Origin of the sequence: Paenibacillus rhizoplanae, assembly GCF_042684125.1 — a bacterium.
GTDB classification, from domain to species: Bacteria; Bacillota; Bacilli; order Paenibacillales; family Paenibacillaceae; genus Paenibacillus_AQ; species Paenibacillus_AQ rhizoplanae.
In genome coordinates this window covers 130,334-147,878 of record NZ_JBHUKY010000019.1, presented here as the reverse complement: position 1 = coordinate 147,878, position 17,545 = coordinate 130,334, and the positions used below count along the sequence as shown (strand labels likewise).

Annotated in this window: 21 protein-coding genes and 3 pseudogenes; 9 read left to right on the top strand and 15 right to left on the bottom strand. The window is 47.3% G+C overall.

Translation table 11 applies throughout. The features are described from left to right. Positions 1-37: 37 nt before the first annotated feature. The 6 genes and pseudogenes from ACFSX3_RS08360 to ACFSX3_RS08335 all read right to left on the bottom strand — a co-directional run bounded on the left by ACFSX3_RS08360 (position 38) and on the right by ACFSX3_RS08335 (position 4,935). A complete protein-coding gene (locus tag ACFSX3_RS08360; RefSeq protein WP_209987522.1) occupies positions 38-1,525 on the bottom strand; it encodes an aldehyde dehydrogenase family protein in 1,488 nt (495 codons plus the stop codon). Beyond that, positions 1,517-2,599, bottom strand: a pseudogene (locus ACFSX3_RS08355) (5-methyltetrahydropteroyltriglutamate--homocysteine S-methyltransferase); the annotation flags it as partial. The pseudogene ACFSX3_RS08355 and the gene ACFSX3_RS08360, both read right to left, overlap by 9 nt. 84 nt (positions 2,600-2,683) lie before the next feature. After that, positions 2,684-3,058: a hypothetical protein gene (locus ACFSX3_RS08350; protein ID WP_209987526.1), complete on the bottom strand. Its 375-nt coding sequence runs from the start codon at positions 3,056-3,058 to the stop codon at positions 2,684-2,686. 298 nt (positions 3,059-3,356) lie between these two features. Then, positions 3,357-3,533 (bottom strand): Dabb family protein, encoded by a 177-nt coding sequence (locus ACFSX3_RS08345; protein WP_209987529.1) that lies wholly within the window; start codon positions 3,531-3,533, stop codon positions 3,357-3,359. Between the two features lie 63 nt (positions 3,534-3,596). Next, entirely contained in the window at positions 3,597-3,962 is a 366-nt protein-coding gene (locus tag ACFSX3_RS08340; protein WP_209987143.1) for a nuclear transport factor 2 family protein, read from the bottom strand. A gap of 223 nt (positions 3,963-4,185) precedes the next feature. Next, positions 4,186-4,935 (bottom strand): class I SAM-dependent methyltransferase, encoded by a 750-nt coding sequence (locus ACFSX3_RS08335; protein ID WP_209987146.1) that lies wholly within the window; start codon positions 4,933-4,935, stop codon positions 4,186-4,188. Positions 4,936-5,061: 126 nt separating this feature from the next. On the opposite strand from ACFSX3_RS08335, the gene ACFSX3_RS08330 reads away from it, so the two are divergent. Continuing rightward, the gene (locus ACFSX3_RS08330) at positions 5,062-5,214 is read left to right on the top strand and encodes a hypothetical protein (protein ID WP_379259027.1); all 153 of its coding nucleotides are present in this window, start codon (positions 5,062-5,064) and stop codon (positions 5,212-5,214) included. Here the strand turns inward: ACFSX3_RS08330 and ACFSX3_RS08325 are convergent. After that, a pseudogene (locus ACFSX3_RS08325) lies at positions 5,160-5,393 on the bottom strand (EVE domain-containing protein); the annotation flags it as partial. The gene ACFSX3_RS08330 and the pseudogene ACFSX3_RS08325 sit on opposite strands and share 55 nt — an antisense overlap. A gap of 425 nt (positions 5,394-5,818) precedes the next feature. On the opposite strand from ACFSX3_RS08325, the gene ACFSX3_RS08320 reads away from it, so the two are divergent. From ACFSX3_RS08320 to ACFSX3_RS08295, 6 genes are all read left to right on the top strand, one after another. Next, a complete protein-coding gene (locus ACFSX3_RS08320) occupies positions 5,819-6,289 on the top strand; it encodes a pyridoxamine 5'-phosphate oxidase family protein (protein WP_209987153.1) in 471 nt (156 codons plus the stop codon). A 312-nt stretch (positions 6,290-6,601) separates the two neighbouring features. Continuing rightward, complete coding sequence (locus ACFSX3_RS08315) at positions 6,602-7,456, top strand: helix-turn-helix transcriptional regulator (protein WP_209987156.1); 855 nt, start codon at positions 6,602-6,604, stop codon at positions 7,454-7,456. 99 nt (positions 7,457-7,555) lie between these two features. Further along, positions 7,556-8,353 carry an SDR family NAD(P)-dependent oxidoreductase gene (locus ACFSX3_RS08310; protein WP_209987159.1) on the top strand — a complete coding sequence of 266 codons (798 nt, stop codon included), beginning with the start codon at positions 7,556-7,558 and terminating at the stop codon, positions 8,351-8,353. A 558-nt stretch (positions 8,354-8,911) separates the two neighbouring features. Further along, a complete protein-coding gene (locus tag ACFSX3_RS08305; RefSeq protein WP_379312798.1) occupies positions 8,912-9,172 on the top strand; it encodes a hypothetical protein in 261 nt (86 codons plus the stop codon). 85 nt (positions 9,173-9,257) lie between these two features. Then, the gene (locus ACFSX3_RS08300; RefSeq protein WP_209987165.1) at positions 9,258-10,328 is read left to right on the top strand and encodes a bifunctional transcriptional activator/DNA repair enzyme AdaA; all 1,071 of its coding nucleotides are present in this window, start codon (positions 9,258-9,260) and stop codon (positions 10,326-10,328) included. Then, positions 10,312-11,091, top strand: coding sequence for an isocitrate lyase/PEP mutase family protein (locus ACFSX3_RS08295; RefSeq protein WP_209987168.1), 780 nt, complete (start codon positions 10,312-10,314; stop codon positions 11,089-11,091). The genes ACFSX3_RS08300 and ACFSX3_RS08295 overlap by 17 nt, the downstream gene beginning before the upstream one ends. Before the next feature lie 141 nt (positions 11,092-11,232). On the opposite strand, the gene ACFSX3_RS08290 is transcribed toward ACFSX3_RS08295, so the two are convergent. Then, positions 11,233-11,568, bottom strand: a complete 336-nt coding sequence (locus tag ACFSX3_RS08290) for a winged helix-turn-helix transcriptional regulator (RefSeq protein WP_209987170.1) — start codon at positions 11,566-11,568, stop codon at positions 11,233-11,235. 105 nt (positions 11,569-11,673) lie between these two features. On the opposite strand from ACFSX3_RS08290, the gene ACFSX3_RS08285 reads away from it, so the two are divergent. Next, positions 11,674-12,057, top strand: coding sequence for a RidA family protein (locus ACFSX3_RS08285; RefSeq protein ID WP_209987173.1), 384 nt, complete (start codon positions 11,674-11,676; stop codon positions 12,055-12,057). A 98-nt stretch (positions 12,058-12,155) separates the two neighbouring features. Here ACFSX3_RS08285 and ACFSX3_RS08280 read toward each other — a convergent pair whose 3' ends face one another. The 5 genes and pseudogenes from ACFSX3_RS08280 to ACFSX3_RS08260 all read right to left on the bottom strand — a co-directional run bounded on the left by ACFSX3_RS08280 (position 12,156) and on the right by ACFSX3_RS08260 (position 15,505). After that, positions 12,156-12,854 (bottom strand): transglutaminase-like domain-containing protein, encoded by a 699-nt coding sequence (locus tag ACFSX3_RS08280; RefSeq protein WP_209987176.1) that lies wholly within the window; start codon positions 12,852-12,854, stop codon positions 12,156-12,158. A gap of 29 nt (positions 12,855-12,883) precedes the next feature. Continuing rightward, entirely contained in the window at positions 12,884-13,615 is a 732-nt protein-coding gene (locus ACFSX3_RS08275) for a helix-turn-helix domain-containing protein (RefSeq protein WP_379254335.1), read from the bottom strand. Between the two features lie 40 nt (positions 13,616-13,655). Beyond that, positions 13,656-14,096: a hypothetical protein gene (locus ACFSX3_RS08270; protein ID WP_209987181.1), complete on the bottom strand. Its 441-nt coding sequence runs from the start codon at positions 14,094-14,096 to the stop codon at positions 13,656-13,658. A gap of 24 nt (positions 14,097-14,120) precedes the next feature. Continuing rightward, positions 14,121-14,597 (bottom strand): annotated as a pseudogene (locus ACFSX3_RS08265) (phosphotransferase); the annotation flags it as partial. A gap of 251 nt (positions 14,598-14,848) precedes the next feature. After that, positions 14,849-15,505, bottom strand: a complete 657-nt coding sequence (locus ACFSX3_RS08260) for a nitroreductase family protein (RefSeq protein ID WP_209987187.1) — start codon at positions 15,503-15,505, stop codon at positions 14,849-14,851. A gap of 111 nt (positions 15,506-15,616) precedes the next feature. On the opposite strand from ACFSX3_RS08260, the gene ACFSX3_RS08255 reads away from it, so the two are divergent. Then, positions 15,617-15,979, top strand: a complete 363-nt coding sequence (locus ACFSX3_RS08255) for a winged helix-turn-helix transcriptional regulator (RefSeq protein WP_173134440.1) — start codon at positions 15,617-15,619, stop codon at positions 15,977-15,979. Between the two features lie 107 nt (positions 15,980-16,086). On the opposite strand, the gene ACFSX3_RS08250 is transcribed toward ACFSX3_RS08255, so the two are convergent. Both ACFSX3_RS08250 and ACFSX3_RS08245 read right to left on the bottom strand, forming a co-directional pair. Then, positions 16,087-16,866, bottom strand: a complete 780-nt coding sequence (locus ACFSX3_RS08250) for a hypothetical protein (protein WP_209987190.1) — start codon at positions 16,864-16,866, stop codon at positions 16,087-16,089. Positions 16,867-17,060: 194 nt separating this feature from the next. Beyond that, positions 17,061-17,501: a hypothetical protein gene (locus ACFSX3_RS08245; protein ID WP_209987193.1), complete on the bottom strand. Its 441-nt coding sequence runs from the start codon at positions 17,499-17,501 to the stop codon at positions 17,061-17,063. Between the last annotated feature and the right edge of the window lie 44 nt (positions 17,502-17,545).

The window sequence follows — 17,545 nt, the reverse complement described above, 5'->3', positions numbered from 1 at the left end:
CCTTAATAATATCATGTTTCTCCAAAAAACTGCCCGTTCACTCTGGGATATAAGGAAGATCCAGTGTCTTCGGAACGTTGATCACATGCTGCTCTGTATAAGTGCGGATGCCCTCTGCGCCGTATTCACGGCCGATACCGGACTGCTTGAAGCCGCCGAACGGGAACCGGACATCGAGCCCTTGCACAGCAGCTGTGTTGATCATGGTCGTTCCCGCTTCGAGCTGACGTGCGACCAAGATGGCCTCCTCTTCTTGCCCCCACACCGAGCTCGTCAATCCATAGATGCTCTCATTGTGCAGATGAATCACCTGCTCCACATCGTCAAAGGGCAAAATCGGAACGGTAGGACCAAACTGCTCCTCCACCACAATCGGATCATGATAATCACAATCCAGAACAAGCGTAGGCTGCAAGTAATAACCTTGTTCAAACCGCTGCTGATCCAGAATTTGGCCGAGCGGAATGACCTTAGCTCCGCGCTGGCGCGCATCTTCAATCAGACCCTGCACGTAATTCTTCTGCTTCAGGTTATTTACCGGACCTACTGTCGTATTGGCATCAAAGGGATCACCGATGCGAATCCAGCGGTTGGCTGCCTCGATATATTTTTCAACAAAAGCATCATAGATAGAACGGTGGACATATACACGCTTGGCGATCATACAGATCTGGCCGGTGGTCAGGAAGTTAGAAATGACAATCCGGCGCATAGCCCGCTCATCTTGAACATCAAAGCTATCCAGGAAGATCGCTGCATCATTGCCGCCCAGCTCCAGTGTCATATCCTTAATCGTCTCCGAAGCCGCTTTTATAATGTGCTTGGCGGTTGCGGTTCCGCCTGTGAAGGCGATTTTGGCGACAAGAGGATTTCGCGTCAGCTCAACGCCCACATCCGCATCCCCATGAACGACATTGATGACGCCCGCCGGGAACTCACTCGCGATCAGCTCTGCCACCTTCGCCGCCGCCAGTGGCGCAAATGGACTCGGTTTGAGCACAATCGTATTGCCCGCAAGTAAGGCAGGAGCGATTTTAATCGTAGATAACGCAATCGGATAATTCCATGGACTGATCGCTGCCACCACACCCATTGGATCATAGGACAGGATGGTTTTACCATGGTCATGCTCCTGGACCTCTTCCTGCAGAACGGATGCAGCCTCATTACAAGCGAACTCCATCCACATTAACGAGACATAAATCTCACCATGGGCATCATATAGGGGCTTGCCATGCTCTCTGGACAGCAGATGGACAATTTCATTCTCCGCTGCTCTAATCTTCTCTATTGCCTTACGCATCCGGGCAATACGTTCATCAATCGGGGTCTTCTTCCATATTTTAAAAGCTTCTGCCGCCGCTTCAATCGCTTCCACCGCTTGTTCCTTCGTAGTGACAGGGAAATAGCCTACGATTTCCGCCGGGTCCGCCGGATTCTCTTTGGCTGACTGCGAACGGGAGGGTACATGGTGACCATTAATGAAGGCCTCCACAATAACGGTCTCTTGGTCTGCCTTCCACACTTCTTCGGCAATTTCCTTCACATAACGAAGCTTACGCCACTGTTGTTCTTCCGTTAGAATATTGCCTTCCTCTGTAGAGGAGAACCCGCATTGCGGGCTCAAGCACAGCTGCTCAAGGGGCACATAGGTTGCTGCTTCGGCAATCCGGGCTTTAATGTACTCTTTATCTTCTAGTTCGCCTGTTTTGGATGTGAGCAGACCCAGCACGATTTTCAAATCCGGCCGGTTCACATATTTCAAAGGCTCGAAGCTGCCTGAACGCTCATCATCAAATTCCAGGAAAAAGCCATCTACGTCTAAGCCTCCAAAAATGACCTCAGAAGCGTAATCATATCCGCCAGTTGAGAAGTAGTTGGATTTATAGTTCCCCCGGCAAATGTGCATTGTTACCACTAGGTCAGCCGGTTTATGAGCCAAGGTTTCGTTAATCATGCGCTGCATGATCTTGAGCTCTTCCGCCGGTTCCAGACCCTTTGCCCGCAACTTATCGTGACCTGCTGCTGAGAAAAGGTCTGCCCATGCTGTATCATCCAGTTGCAGGTACCGGCATCCGGCATCATAGAACGCTTGAATGGCTTTTTGGTACGCCGCAATCGTATCCTGAAGGAATTGCTCCCGGTCGTTATAACTATTGGCCCCAGGCTCCAGCCGGTAGATCAGCATGTTGGGACTTGGAATGGTTTGCTTCGCTACGGCGTCACCTGCATGCTTTAGCAAAAACTCAAAATGCCCGATAAAGGGATGGCTGGAGAAATCTACTTTACCCACCACACGAATGCCACCCTTACGGGTCTGCATATTATGGAACTTGGGCCCGTCGATCTCCTCATACAGCTCTACGCCGTCTAGCCCGCCCAGAAAGTCAAAATGCCACCAGCTTCTGCGGAATTCCCCATCCGTTACTGCGAATACGCCATTCTCCTTCTGCTGCTCAATAATCCGGATAATCTCTTGATCTTCCACCGCTCTTAATGCTTCATATGTGATGTTGCCAGCTTTATATTGTTCACGCGCCTGGCTTAAGTTCGCAGGACGCAGGAAGCTGCCTACATGATCATTGCGAAAGGGTATCATCGCTACATCTCCTTACAACTTTTTAGTGTACTGAGTATAGCATGAGGGCAAGAAATGCAGGTTATATGTAAAAAGCATGATTGGTCATAGCTTTTCGCGATAGCGGAAAGCTGTAATTCTGTTGATGACTGGTTTTTTAGCTGAAAATGTAGAAGGAATCTCTCCATCAGAGTAGTAGCGGATTGCCTTACCCGTTTTTCCAGCATACTCAATCTCATTTCTTGTGCTGTTGCCAATGTAGCCATTTACATCAATCACGAAGATTTCGTCAGAAATATCAATCTTTCTAAAATGCAGATCTCCCAGTAACTCCGCTTGTTCTTCCGTGATTTCAAAACCTTCAGTTTGTTCAAAGAAGGCTAAACTAATCACTATGTTTCCTTGTAGTGTAAGAAATGCATTAGCTTGTTCAAATTGCTCCTTGAATTTTGTAGAACCGCATAATGTAATTATCTTCATCAGCATATCCTTCCTGAGCTGTTTTAGGTGTTTTTTCAGATAACCCGTACACTGTTCGAATTCTTGCTGAAGCTTGGTTAACCACTTGCCTTCATATAGCACTTCAACCCAGCTATGAATGATCTCCTGGGGAGATAATTGGTAATACCACCCTTTCATTGCCCCCTTTTGCAGTTTCTTATCAATGGCAAATCCGTGCATACGGCATGGCAGCACCATACTCTTCACTAATGAAGAACATGGCGCTGTTAATATTTCGCAGGTATGCGACTGAAGAGACATTGGTAGCTAACTTCTATTAGATTGAGCAGCAGACAGACGCCTGTGTTTCCAGAACCGTACCCATCCACCTGGCGACTTCCTGATGGGCCGGGTGGATAAGGTATTCATCCATGTCTTCTAAGGAAGCAAACTTGGTGATCAGGATCAAATCGTATGCTGAAGGACCAGGGCGAACATTAGCTTCAGCTTCAATAACACATGATTTAGTATCATCTTTGGGTTCCCCATGTTCCTTATATGATTGGCCTTTGTCTACTTAATCCGATCCTTTAGACAGCCCGATCGCAAGCTGCTTAATCTTATCGTTGCGAATCTGAAAATTAAAATCCAAATAGAGAGGGTCCGGGAGGCCGGTTTTGTCGAAATCCCCGTCAACCTTAAAAACCACCACGTTTTCTTCCCCATGCTGTTTATCCTGTATGGGTTCAAGTGTTATGTTAGCTCCAAAATGATATTCGGCACTCCATTGTTTTATAGCAGCTTTGCCTGCCCACTCTTTACCTTCATCGAGAACAAGTGCATCTTTCGAAAAGCAGTCGACATAAGCATCCGGATCGGGTTTATTGGTAGCGGCTATAAAATCTAGTATAACTTGCGGAAGCAGATTAAGATTAGGCTCCATATGATCAACTCCTTTGTAATCTTTGAATACAAAGCTAGTGTAACCCACAGAACCTGACAGCTGCGTGTCTAGTTATCTGTAATATTTATTTGTTCAGGACAAACCTGTCCGATAGGGGAATACCTCAACTGAGCTTCAGATACTGAAGTAGAGGGGTATCTTTCACTTTTTTGATTGATTCACATTCAGTTGATTGAATTGATATAAAATTGAAATAGTTAGCTTATTTCTTTATACATTTGATGATAATGGTTGGAGGACTTAAACGTGCCTTCATCCCCGAATACCATGTAGTCGGTGAACTTTCGTCTGTCTCAGGAACCCGTGATTCTTCAATTACCCGTTCTATAAAAAAGCCAGCATTTGAAAGTTTATTTAATATTGTGCTGACTTTTCGATGGTGCATGATCACGGGTACTCCACGCCAAGTTACCTTATAAGGTCCTTCGGAATGATAGGATTGAGTATAGGTCATTTTGTCATCCTCATACATCAGTCTGCTTTGTATGGGATGTTCCCAACTAAATACCAATACCCCGCCGTTTTTTAGTCTTTTGTAGATGTTAGATAGTGTCCGTGCCATATCGACTGTCCAGCCTAATGCATAAACAGAGAATACGATATCAAAATATTCACTGGGCAAGTCATCTATGTTTTCCATAGACATCTGTTGTATGTTCCCGGTCAATCTGTTCTCCTGGAGCAGTTCCTTAGCGTAATTAACCTGAGTCGTCGATAAATCGATTCCCCAGACATCCCCTGCGCCTCTGCTTGCCATGTACAAAAGCGAGTGTCCACTGCCACAGCCTATCTCAAGTACTGTCTTGCCAGCAACCTCACCTAGAAGATGCAATTCATCCTCTGTGGGTGCATATGGCCCATATTGCGGCAAAGCATGTATTCCAAAATATTGATCAGCTACTTCATCCCATCCTGCTTTGTTGATCTCAAGCATTTCTTTCTGATCTTGCATGACTTCCCCTCCTATTGGTCTTCTTTAGTGCATCTATTACCCCTGCCTTATGTGATCGACGTTCCGGTTCATCAGATGCCGAACCACCCTACCAGGAGATCATTCATAGCTGGGTTGAAATGCTATATGAAGATAAATGGTACCAACGTGCAAAAAGAAGGAATCGTTCAGGATTTCGGAATTTACGACAGTACCTTTTGTATTACACTGGCCGTAGCCATCCTAGCGGTGAACGCTTGCAGCGGCTCGCCTTCTCCTATCTCCATGCGGGGAGAATAATACACAAGCCAATCCCCAGGGTGCATCCTGCGTAACGGCGCTGCTTTACCGTGACACATCTGGGCAAAGCCGCCACTAACGCCCCCCTGCGCGTGGTTCGCTGAGACGACCCCTATCCAATATGAAGGACTTCCATTTTCCGTATCCTCGAATTTACGCAACGTTTCTTTCGTATCCATTGCCGAACGCAACTCCTTTTTACTTAAGCTGAATCCAGTATACTAAAACGCTACTGACAGCGGTTTGTCAGTAGCGTTTTAGTGAGGCTTTCGAACAGAACTTCCTTATTATTGAAATATCGTATCCCGTTAGTTTACAGCCTAGCGAGTTCGAAATTGTACCAAGACAGATAAATGCATAAAACTGCCACTGAAAAGAAGATTATGGAAATTTTAAGATTTCTCCGCATTAGCATACTTACGATATCCTGAATATCGCTTTCTCCTGAGGTGACCAAAAACTCTTCATTCTGATATGCAAACAGCTGAACCAAATTAACTTCAAGCGGCGATTTAATTTTTTATCGTATTATTCTTCACATGCTCTAAGACTTTACAATGATAAACTTGTTAATATGCCTTATGACACTTTAGGAGGGAATATAATGAGCAAATACGACGAAGCCATGAAGCTGCTTGAAGAACAAGTGGGGAACAAGGACGGCCTAATCTCTTTGTCCACCATCGCGCTGGAACCGGGGGCCAATGGCACAAGCCGTCCCGCCGCCCGCATTGTGGATGCCTATTATGAGGACGGCGCGTTCTACACCGTCACTTACGCGACCTCAGGCAAGATGCAGCAGATCGCCCAAAACCCCGAAGTCGCCGTATGTATCATCGTCGAGAACTTTACGGCAGATGGTATCGGTGAAAACCTGGGCTGGGTATGTGACGAGAAAAACGCCGGGATGATGACCAAGCTGCGCACAATGTTCGCCGATTGGTATAACGAAGCCAATAACGATGAGGACCCTAACACATGCCTGCTGCGCATCCGCCTGACCAAGGGCCTGTGGAATGACGCCCATAAAGGGATCAGAAATGAGATTGATTTTGTCAATAAGACGGCAAATTAAGCGGTCTGTGTCATTTGAAGAAACCTGCGACAGCCACTCCCCCCAATTAGAGCGTCTCGACCAATTTCTTCGAAAATCCCGTGCTATTATCCTCTGTCAGAGTTACAGCTATTTTTGTTATACCCTTCAGGGACTCTCCCCATGTAGAAATTAATTTTATGAACTTTTGTATTGCCCACTTTCTCGGATGGTAAAAGAGTAGCTACACCCGTTGTTTATGGATGAAACTTTCCTTATCATTGACCTTACTTGAGCGGGTATACTCTATGTATATCACAGTAAAGATGGAACGCTAGAGGAGGCAGCGCCTGTATGGAGAACCATGGTTTTTCATCCGCACTGGGGGAATTCATCAAATCGCGCAGACATCGGCTTCAGCCTGAACATGTGGGAATCAAGCCCTTGCCTGGCCGAAGACGTACTCCGGGACTTCGAAGGGAAGAAGTCGCCTATCTGGCCAATGTCAGCGTAACTTATTATACCTGGCTAGAACAGGGCCGGGAGAGGAATCCTTCCCCGGAAATCTTGTCCAACATCAGCCAAGCGCTGCAACTGGATGCAGACGAGCGGAAGCACTTATTCGACCTGGCCGCACCTGATTCAATCAGCTTCAGCATGACCCGGAGTTCAGAACAACCCGATACCGGATTTTTGCAAAACCTTGTGGATCAAATGCGTTATCCTTCTTTCATTGCCAATGAGTTTGCCGATATGATCGTCTGGAATCGGGGAGCGGAGCTCGTTGTCGCTGACTTCAGCCGATTGCCGGAAAGCGAACGAAACATGGTGACGCTGGTGTTTCTGGATCCGGAGTACCCCAAGAGGCTTGACAACTGGGAAGAATTTGCCCGTTTCATGACGGCGTTAATCCGGGCAGGCTTCGACAGCAATAAAAACAACCCCATGTACATGGAACGATATGAGCGTCTTAGACAGAATAGCGAAGACTTCATACGGTTGTGGGAGTGGCATGAGATCCGGCAAAAAAGCTCTGCCCCGGTCCAGTATCTCCTTCCAGGCGGACAGGAATTATCGTTCACGATCCATTGCGCGGCCCTCGACAATAATCCAGGACTGCAATGGTGCTTCTTCGTTCCTACACCTGGTTCGGGAACGGAAGAGCGGCTAGCGGACCTGCTGAAGCAAGACGCCGAAGGGCGGCCGTAATCTTAGCCTGTTAGTTCCGTTAATAGTAAAGAGGCACAGTGGTTAGCCCCTTCTATCGTTGGTATGATCATAACCATATCAAGACGAGGGGGCTGTGTCATGAATACATATTCATATCAGGGCAAGCTGGCAGTGGTCACCGGGGCTTCATCCGGAATTGGCGAAGTGTATGCCGGGGCGCTGGCGGCACGAGGCTGCCATGTCGTACTAGCTGCACGCTCAGCCAAGAAGCTGCAAGCATTGGCCGGCGAAATTCAACGTAAGTATGGGGTGCAGGCCTATGCCCTTCCCTGCGATTTGGCCAAAGCAGGTGCCCCGCGCCAGCTGGCCGAATCCATTGCAGCGCTCGGCCTAACGGTAGATATTCTAATCAATAACGCAGGCATTGGCACGCATGGGCGCTTTGAGGAGATTGATCCAGAGCGCGAGCAGGCGGAAATTATTCTGAACACTGCGGCTCTTGTCGACCTGACGCATCATTTTCTACCCGGCATGCTGGAACGCAAGGACGGAGTCGTCGTCAACGTGGCTTCAATGGCCGCATTTGCACCTTGCGCCTATTCGGCTGTCTACGGTGCAACCAAGGCTTTCGTGTTATCTTTCTCCGAAGCGTTGTGGGCCGAAACCCGTGGACGCGGGGTGCGCGTCCTTACCCTTTGCCCGGGTGCGACGGATACAGGCTTTTTCGATGCTGTCGGCAGCAGGGACATGGCGGCGGGTAGCACATTGTCCACTCCAGAGAAAGTCGTTCAAGCCGGATTTCGCGGAATCGACAAAGGCAGCAGTTATATCGTCGACGGGCGAAATAATCACATGGCCGCTCAGATGGGCCGTTTTCTTCCCCGGCACAGGGCAGCTATACTAATGGAACGTATCTCGCGCCCCAAAGAACATTGAGGAACCCAATTTAGATGCCATTCTCACGCGTTGTTCACCGTAATGTATCTAAGCACACAGTACGGTTTGACTCCAAGGGTTACATGTCTATATGATATACCTCAAATTCATAAATTCTTGCCGCAGCATTCGTGGTTTGTGTAGGTACCGTTACGTTAAGCTTAATATATCGGGCCGATACTGCCGTTATATTGTCTACCGTAATACCGAGCCTATTGTTGAGCCTCCGTTCGTCTCATAGGTCACAACTAGTTGTTTGGGGTTCCCCCCTTCATCGCCTCCGGCAATTGCAGGAGCTCCTAATGCCATTACCGACAAGATGATAGCTATCACCACCAAATACCCTCTTATCTTCGCCGTAATCCTTTTCTTCCCCTGCCTAATCCCTGACCCTTCCATGTTCGTGCCCCTTTCTCCTGCCCCAAATGATTACGGACTTTCGCACCACTCATAAAGGTATTCACACCAACGCGGAAGAATGCTTAATTAGCATCACAAAACATCAAAGTAAAGTTGATTGAACCCGGTGCTATTCATACGGACTTCGGTGGAAGGTCCATGGAATTCTTTTATAATGATGATTTAACAGACTACAAGCTATTTACTGCTGCGTTTCGCACGAAATTGGGTGAGATGGAAAAACAAACGTCCTACGCCTCCCCTCCAGAAATCGTTGCCGAAACCATATACCAAGCGGCCACAGACGGTACAAGTCAATTCCGGTACATCGTCGGAGATGATGCAAAGATGCTCATTCAGATGAAAGAAAATACGGATGAAGAAGAGTATTTAACTAATATCGCCCAGCATTTTGCTTGAAAAGAGAATACGTGCCTGATTTTCGGCTATGGACGCTGTTAGCAGGAGGTATACTATACTCATCCTAAAACATGCAGGTGTGATCATGATTCAAAATGAGGAACGCAAATTGGAGTATTATAAAGCCCTTATCGAGAAAAAGTCTGACTATGAAGGTGTCTTCTATGTGGGAGTCACCTCCACCGGCGTATTTTGCCGGCCTACTTGTCCAGCCAGGAAGCCAAAGTACGATAACTGCGAGTTCTACGAGACAGCGCAGCAGGCACTTCTGGCCTCCTTCCGCCCATGCCAGCGCTGCCGGCCCTTGTCCCACCCGAATCATGTCTCCGATATCGTCCGGCTACTGGTCGAGGCCGTTGAGCAAAACCCGGAGAAGCGGTGGAAGGGACAAGACTTCAAGGCATTATCCATTGATGAATCGACCGCCCGCCGTCAATTTAAAAAGCGCTTTGGCATGACATTCGTTGAATATGCCAGGTCCCGTCGAATGGGACTGGCCTTGAAGAGCATCCGGTCGGGGGGAAAGATTATTGATACACAATTAGCTTCTGGCTACGATTCCAGCAGCGGATTCCGTGACGCCTTCTCCCGCATTATGGGCGCAACGCCTACGCGGTTAGATGATAGCCTTATTCTTAGGGCATCCTGGCTGGACACGCAACTCGGCCCTATGATGGCAATAGCGGATGACAATGAGCTATATCTCCTGGAATTCGTAGATCGCCGAGGTCTAGAACGTGAGGTCGAACGGTTAAGGACAAGACTTCAAGCGGCAATTATACCAGGACAGACCACCCCTATTCAGTCTATCGAGAATGAACTAAGCCAGTATTTTGAAGGAATGTTAACCGAATTTAAGACCCCTCTCCATCTAATGGGATCGCCATTTCAGAAGAGTGTGTGGGAACAGTTACAGAAGATTCCAGCGGGCGAAACAAGCTCTTACGCCGATATCGCACTGGCGCTTGGCAAGCCCACCGCATATCGTGCGGTAGCACAGGCGAATGGGGCCAATCAACTGGCGATCGTCATTCCCTGTCATCGCGTAATTAACGTCAGTGGTGAACTCGGCGGGTATGGCGGTGGAGTCGCACGCAAAGAATGGCTGCTAAATCATGAGAAAACCGGGGGTTCAAAAAATGAACAATCAACTTGAACAAGCACAGAAGTTACACGATCTGCATAGAAGCGGCAATCCGCTTGTCCTCGTCAATGCCTGGGATGCAGGAAGCGCGCAAATTATTCAAGGAGCAGGGGGCCAAGTTATTGCCACCGGCAGCTGGTCTGTAGCTGCTGCGCATGGTTACGAGGATGGAGAGAAGCTTCCTTTCGACCTCGTTCTATCCAATCTTCAGCGCATCAGCAATAGCGTAGATCTGCCCATTACTATTGATATAGAAGGCGGTTATGGATCTTCTCCCGAAAGGATCAAGGACAATGTGCTGAAGATCATCGGGTGTGGGGCCGTAGGAATCAATCTTGAAGATCAGAAGATCCATGAGCCGGGATTATACGCCATAGAGGAGCAAGTCTTGCGTATCGCAGCTGTGCGGGAAGCCGCTGAGCATACTTCTATTCCCCTTTTTATTAATGCTCGAACTGATGTCTTCTTAGAGACACCAGCAGATGAGCACAACGAGGCTCACTTGGAAGCTGTCCTTCAAAGGGTACATGCCTATGCAGCGGCCGGAGCTCACGGAATTTTTGTGCCGGGTCTGTGTGACGAGAGGTTGATCGGGAAATTATGCGAGCAGTCTTCAATCCCTGTGAATGTTATGATCTCCCCGGACTCACCCCCACTACAGAAGCTGGCATTACTAGGCGTGGCTCGCATCAGCTACGGCCCGCATCCGTACTTGATCTTGATGGATGCATTAAAACAAGCTGCTGTGAGAGCCCTAGCATTACAGGAATTGTGAATGAGGCAGGACTAATTAATCTGGTACCCTTTCCATACACTTTATAAATTGGAACTTCTATGTTGTCTATGAAATCCCCAGCCCTAGCTGGTAGCCCGTGCCCATGGGTATGATTTTGGCGCTAATGTGAATGTAGGAACCTCACCGATTCTGCGCTCCCCACTCGCACAGCTGCTCCAACACAGGTAGCAGAGTCTGCCCTTTCGGTGTCAGCGAATACTCCACTTTGGGCGGAATCTGCGGATACTCCACGCGCTTCACCAGCCCGTCAGCCTCCAATTCCTTAAGCTGCGCACTGAGAACCTTGTACGTCACCGCTCTGAGCTGTCTCTGCATTTCGTTGAACCGAATCGAGGGTTTGGCGGACAACAGATACAGAATCGCCATCTTCCACTTCCCGCCGATCACCGACATCGTATAACCGAATGGTGTGTCTTGGATCACCGTCTCCTTGCCCTTCAAATCAGAAATGCCCATGTTCACGCTATCCTTTCGGATAGTAGCCCACTTCTTTGTGCGTACTATCCCTTTATTTTTGCTCAGTCTATAATAGCTTTACTTTGAAGTAAAGGGGCTAAAGCAATGACAACCATTCGAACGTACAATCATAACCTCTGGGATCACGGGATTTCGCAGGGGTACCTTGTCGACAACACGCTGTATATCTCGGGACAGTTCTCCCATAATGCGGAGGGCAACTTCGTCGGAGCAGGCGATATTCAGGCACAGATGACCCAGACGCTGAAGAATTTGGATACCGTGCTACAAGAGTTCGGAGCGACAAAGGATAATCTGGCTTACGTGGAGCTGTATCTGACGAATGCGCAGGAGCACGCGGAAACCGCGATCGGACTGTTCAAAAAGTATGTCGGAGAGCATCGGCCGGCGGGGAGCATGATCGGGGTGACTTACCTGGCATTTCCAGAACAGTGGGTAGAGGTTCGGGCTGTGGCGCATGTAGGTTAAGAAAAAAGAGGGGGCCTCCTAACCTTTGATCGCAAATACGATGGCGCGGGGCTAAGTCGTCAGGTATTGAGGATGGTCCTTAAAACCGTTAGCTTATCTTACCCCCGCCTGATGTAATCGACGTTCCGGTTCATCAGATGCCGAACCACCCTGCTATAGATTATTTTCTTGAACGGGCTGAGCCCTTGCGGATGAGCCGTGAAGAAAGCATCGGGACTATCGTAAATCCCGAAATCCTGAACGATGCCTTCTTTTTGCACGTAGGTATCATTTTCGTTCCAATAGATCTCCGGCTTTTGAAAATTATCGGTTGCAACGCCATACCCGCAAAATGAACCCGTACACTGTTCGAATCTTTGCTGAAGCTTGGTCAAATAGGGGACATCCAGTATAAATCCCTCAATATTCAACCACTTATCTTCATATAGCACTTCAACCCAGCTATGAATGATCTCCAGGGGGGACAGTTGGTAATACCACCCTTTCATTGCCCCCTTTTGCAGCTTCTTGTCGATGGCAAATCCATGCATACGGCATGGCACGCCCACAGCCCTTAGCAGCGCCATAAATAGCACTCCCTTTGTATTACACTGACCGTAGCCATCCTGCAATACTACCGATGCCGGAATATCATCCGCCCGGTTATAGCCGAAGCGGATTTCGTCACGAACGTAGTTATAGATGCCAAGAATTTGGTCCTTCCTGGACATCGAATCCCACTGGCGGCTGTGAACAATTTGCTGGATTAACGGGTGAGAATAGTTCAACAATTCGGTTTCCTTCAAGTATGCACTCATGGAACACACCTCCTGCACCCATTGTAAGGTTAATGCAGGCAAGAAACTTTTAAAAAGACGCTATCTTTGCGAATATCCTTCGCCGTCATTCCCAGCAACTGCTTGCTGGTGGCGGCTAAATGGGACGGGCTGTCAAATCCTGCTGCCATAGCCGCATCCGTAATGCTGAGCCCCTCAAAAATTAAATAGGTTGCTTTCTGCAGCTTATGCAGCACCATGTACCCGCTAAGCGATATGCCTGTATTTTCTTTAAAGAGATGCGACAATCTGCTGTTGGATAAACCAACTTGCCGGGCGTATTGACTGACGGAGTGTTCGGATTCGGTGCAATCTTTGATGAGCTGAATACAATCTCTTATTCTCGGATCAACAATAGCAGTATTCACCTGTTGTACACCCAATAACATCATGAGTTGTCCCAGAAAAGAACGATAGCTGTCCGGGTCCTTAACGCCAGCATACTCTGTTTGCACAAATTCGCGAATGCTCTTCATCATTCCTTGCGGAAATACATAATACGGCTGCCCCGCCAGAACCCGCTTAAAGCTTGCAGCCATCTCAGAGGTGCTGTCGATCAGAAGGAGCATCAACGGGTGTCCTGCTTCTTTTAACCGATGAACGACGTTCGAATTGATAACAATACCTGGACCACTCAAGCTTTGCCCTGCCACCTCAATGTCAAATTCGCCTGTTAATGAGATCGTCACCTGTAAAAAAGAATGCCGGTGCTCTTCCGCATCAATCGAATCTGACACCACCATCAAGTGATGCTCCGCTCCATATAAATTCATCATGTTCTAATCACGGAAAATCCAGCTCATCATCGATGACACGGAATATCTCCCTACTCCGCACCGGATAACGGCCATCCAATTCCTCCCACTTCCGCTTCGGTAAAATCAAAAATTCGTGCGTATCGGATAGATACGAGGCCTCAAATAGTCGAATTTCGTACTTGTCCCGGATCAGCTCCTGAAAGCTGCGAATCGTGATATAGCGATCATTTCCGGTAAAGGTAAGCGCAATCGAATGCAGTTGTCCATTGTAGGTAACGTCCAACCCTTTGTCCGTAGACGTCACCTCGACCGTTTCATCGGGAAGCTGTTTACCGAACAATCGGACGATCTCCTCGTCCTCCTCTCCCCAATCTACAATGACGCTGTTCGCAAAAGCAAATTGCTGCAGCTGTTGCTCATCTCCATCGAATAGCAATGTCAGCTCGCTGTCGCTTGGCATTCTCATCCCAGTATCCTCCTTGTGTTCATATCAGGCCCAAACCAAATGCTCTACAACTTGGTAGAATCTTATTTTTGTATAATCGATTTCTGAAACTCCATAGGATCTAAAGAATAACTTGACCCATTGCTCGCCGAAGTTTCTGATAATGCTCTTCTCAGCTACTGCCAAATCGTAATAACGGTCCGCAATCCCGCAATTCCCCAGATCAATAAATCCACTTATAGAATCATCAGCAATGATGATGTTTGGCAGGCTGTAGTCACCGTGTGTGAATACTAAATCTTCTTTGAGTTCCCGGGAATAATTGTTGACTTCAATCAGCAACTTTTCAACATTGTCCTCACCAAATCTTCTGTGCAGCTCCGTTGAATCAAACTTAATCCCTCTACTCAACTTGTACTGAATAGTGCTCATAAGCTGTTCAAATGAATGATCAAAAGGACAATCTTCAATTGAAACTTCATGAATTCTCCGAAGACCTTGTGCCAATAAAGAGATCATTTCTTCTGTATTTGAAGAATATTGCTAATAAAAACTCATAATTCCCGATCACACCGAAATCAATAACCTCCGGAATTCACCCAAATCAATGAAGCCTCGTCATCTCCAACCAACTCAAGGAATTCAAAGGGTACTGCCTCTTTTTCTCCAAAACTCATAATTCCCACCTCTATGGCTCAATCAATATCGGTTCAAAATACATAGCATATTCCTGCAAACTTAGTTGGCTCCAGGAGCAAAAAATAGAGCAGGAATTATGGGTTCCCATCATTGCCAAGTAGCAACGAAGGTACCCTATCTATAAACGTTATATCCTCAATATCATGTCTTACAGTGGAATGACCCTCTTGAATCCCTCTGCCCACACTTAATAACATAATGTCTTCATAATGTCCGGGAATGTTGAGCCCTTCAAAAAGAGCAGCTTTATCATAACCTGACATCGTGATGGTCTGGTACCCTTTGTCGTTCAAAATAAGGACCAAGGTCATTGCAGCCAGACTGCCATCGCGGACCAACTCTTTTAAATAATCTTGATTAGACATGTTGTGATAATAACCAATTGCTGCATTTGTTAAATACGTTTTCGTTTCTTGAGTGAAATAACCTTTCTCCAAAGCCTTGTCTTGAATAGCATGGATATTCTCAGTATGAAAAGCACGGTAATCCCCCAAGATCAAAATCAAATAACTGGAGGTTTCAACCTGCTCCTGGTGATATGCAATGGGTTTAACTTTAGCGCGCAACTCCTTATCTTCGATGAGTAAATAGCGTGTACTCTGAATGTTATTTCCGTTTGGTGACTTGGCTGCCAGTTCAATCGCATCAAGTATTTCCTTTCTTTCAATCTTATAGTTTGGATCATAATGTCTGACCGATTTCCTTTGTAGGATAATATCCTGCAAACTCATTTTAACGCCCCCCATAGCTTAGATTTGCTATAATCATCTTATCTGGAGCGTCTGCAATTGAAAATACTGCACTTTATAGTCACTAGGTTACTTCGAAGTAAGGAGGATATCATGAATAAAATAAATACTGGATTTGATGTGGTGCAAAATATCATTAGTGGTAAATGGAAAAGCATTATCCTGTATCAATTAGGATATGAGCAAAAGCGCACAAAAGACTTACTCAAAATTTGTGAAGGCGTCTCACATAAGGTTTTAAACGAACAATTAAAGCAAATGCAACAGGATGGATTAGTGAATCGCGCGGTATATGCAGACGAGGTTCCCATTAGAGTAGAATACTCAATATCGGACTATGGCCGGACATTGCTTCCCTTATTAAAAGAAATGTGTGATGCGGGCGATAACCATCTTAAAAGAGAGGGAATCACCGCAGGTAATAATACAATTTGCGAACATTCTAAATCACTGTGATCGAAACATGAAGCAGAAACCCCTGATTCCTTAAAGCAAAGGACGCCCAAGCAGGTGCCCTTTGCTACTTATTCAACAAACTTGCCGCTACTTATTTCAGCTTAACGTTATCTGGCAGTAAGCTTGTGAACCAGGTCTCGTATCTCTGTGCTAAGTCTTGGATTGGCCGGATAGACGGCTTCAATGAACTCTAGAATGCATAGTGCCGACTCGGGTACACGATCATATCCCTGCAGCATACCGCCAAGCTTGTCGGCAAAACTGGGGTACCGCTTCTCTAAACGGCGCTCATTTCCGAAGGGATCAGGGAAGTAATCCACCTCCGGCTCCAGCAGATGAAGCACCGACAAAATCCGGTCGATCGCGTGGCCCTGAATAAACCGTGCCGCAGACAGGCGCTCTCCCCTGGCATAACGACCCAGCCCCACGTACAGATTGGTTAACGCTTCGTTCAGCGGAAAGTCTAAGGAATCACACTTTTGACTCGGCAGCGGTCTGCGCGGTTTGGCTATAGCCGTGTTACTGTACAGCGGAGCCTTCCACACCACCCGGCCCTCCGTATAAGACACGTCAGACAGCTCTCGCTCCTCAAATATCGCGTATTCGCCGTAAATTCCATCCTCAAACAAGATTTTGCAGCCCACATCAGAGTTTTTAAAAGCATAGGCAAGCGGATACGTCTCCTCCAGCCAATCCAGACGGTCAATATACCTCTTCTTCTGCCCTGCTTCCACAATAACAAAAAAATCCAAATCCGAATACTCATCCATTCGCTCCAGCTCCACCCCCACCGACCCCACACCCAGCAGCAGAAGCGCCCCGCCCTTACGTCCGAGCGTCCCCCCAATCTCATCCAGTCTTTGTAAAAGTAACTCTGTCCGCAACATGCTAATATTCCTCCCTTTATCGGAATGCAAAAAAGGCCCAACCCCACACTTCTCAGCGAGGTTGAACCCTAAGGTTACATTGCCTTTGATATTCTAGAGTAAAAATAGCACTGGTTGGGGGTGGGTGTCAAATGAAATACGTATAGCTACTTATTTCTTACTAAGGTTCAGTTTAACCAGTCTATCGGTGAAATTTACGGAAAATCCAGCTCATCATCGATGACACGGAATATCTCCCTACTCCGCACCGGGTATCGGGCATCCAGTTCCTCCCACTTCTGCTTCGGTAAAATTAAAAATTCGTGCGTATCGGATAGATACGAGGCCTCAAATAGTCGAATTTCGTATTTGTCCCGGATCAGCTCCTGAAAGCTGCGAATCGTGATATAGCGATCATTTCCGGTAAAGGTAAGCGCAATCGAATGCATTTGTCCATTGTAGGTAACATCCAGTCCTTTGTCCGTAGGCGTTACCTCGACCGTTTCATCGGGAAGCTGTTTACCGAACAATCGGACGATCTCCTCGTCCTCTTCTCTCCAATCTATGGTGACGCTGTTCGCAAAAGCAAATTGTTGAAGCTGTTGCTCATCTCCTTCGAATAGCAATGTCAGCTCGCTGTCGCTTGGCATCCTCATCCCCGTATCCTCCTTGATAATGCTCTTCTCAGCTACTGCCAAAT